Origin of the sequence: Janthinobacterium sp. EB271-G4-3-2 (genome assembly GCF_020858035.1) — a bacterium.
Taxonomy (GTDB): Bacteria; Pseudomonadota; Gammaproteobacteria; order Burkholderiales; family Burkholderiaceae_D; genus Janthinobacterium; species Janthinobacterium aestuarii.
Genome location: NZ_JACYMG010000030.1, coordinates 1 through 993, shown reverse-complemented (window position 1 = coordinate 993; position 993 = coordinate 1). Strand labels below are relative to the sequence as shown.

Below are 993 nucleotides of genomic sequence, written 5' to 3'. Positions count from 1 at the left end.
TACGGTCTCGTATGACTGAAGCTTAGAGGCTTTTCTTGGAACCACTTCCGATTGCTTCGTGAATAAATTCACTCGTCTCAACCCCTTGAATTGCGCGCCCGGATTTGCCTAAGCGCCTTCTATGAGCCAAAAACCAACTATTCCAACAGTTGGACAACCTTCCGCGATCCGTCCCCCCATCGCATCATACGACGGTGCAGGAATATTAACCTGCTTCCCATCAGCTACGCATCTCTGCCTCGCCTTAGGGGCCGACTCACCCTGCTCCGATGAACGTTGAACAGGAAACCTTGGGCTTACGGCGTGGAGGCTTTTCACCCCCATTATCGCTACTCATGTCAGCATTCGCACTTCTGATACCTCCAGCATCCTTTACAAGACACCTTCGCAGGCTTACAGAACGCTCTCCTACCATATCTATCTGTGATAAATCACAGAACAATATCCGCAGCTTCGGTGACTGGCTTAGCCCCGTTACATCTTCCGCGCAGGACGACTCGATCAGTGAGCTATTACGCTTTCTTTAAATGATGGCTGCTTCTAAGCCAACATCCTGACTGTTTTAGCCTTCCCACTTCGTTTTCCACTTAGCCAATCTTTGGGACCTTAGCTGGCGGTCTGGGTTGTTTCCCTCTTGACGCCGGACGTTAGCACCCGACGTCTGTCTCCCAAGCTCGCACTCATCGGTATTCGGAGTTTGCAATGGTTTGGTAAGTCGCAATGACCCCCTAGCCATAACAGTGCTCTACCCCCGATGGTGATACTTGAGGCACTACCTAAATAGTTTTCGGAGAGAACCAGCTATTTCCAAGTTTGTTTAGCCTTTCACCCCTACCCACAGCTCATCCCCTAATTTTTCAACATTAGTGGGTTCGGACCTCCAGGGCGTGTTACCGCACCTTCATCCTGGCCATGAGTAGATCACTTGGTTTCGGGTCTACACCCAGCGACTGATCGCCCTATTCGGACTCGATTTCTCTACGGCTTCCCTAT

1 rRNA gene is annotated in these 993 nt (G+C 50.7%); it reads right to left on the bottom strand.

Annotated features, from left to right (window positions below):
• Positions 1–993 (bottom strand): 23S ribosomal RNA (locus IGS55_RS27785); the annotation flags it as partial.